Origin of the sequence: Mesorhizobium sp. GbtcB19 (assembly GCF_019091085.1) — a bacterium.
GTDB lineage: Bacteria > Pseudomonadota > Alphaproteobacteria > Rhizobiales > Rhizobiaceae > Mesorhizobium.
This window is the reverse complement of sequence record NZ_JAGXJY010000262.1, coordinates 1-266: the sequence shown is the minus strand read 5'-3', so window position 1 is coordinate 266 and position 266 is coordinate 1. Positions and strand designations below refer to the sequence as shown.

The window sequence follows — 266 nt, the reverse complement described above, 5'->3', positions numbered from 1 at the left end:
CACGCCGCCGCTCCGTTGCAATGAAAGGGCGGCCCGCTAGGCGCCGCCCCCTTTCTTTCCCAGTCTTTGAGCGGCACACCGAGATTATCGAAGGCGACCGGAACGCGGCCCTCCAACGCGCCTGCCAGAAGCAAGCCGACGACGGCCGCGATCACCACCAGCGCCGGCGGGAACACGCCGGGGAGGCCGCGGCCTCCCGACGGGCGGGCGAAATTGATGCGGATGAGGTAGGGGAGGAGGACGAGGGGGAGGAGGGTCAGGGGCGG

1 pseudogene is annotated in these 266 nt (G+C 70.3%); it reads right to left on the bottom strand.

Annotated features, from left to right (window positions below):
* A pseudogene (locus KVT37_RS32280) lies at nucleotides 1-266 on the bottom strand (hypothetical protein); the annotation flags it as partial.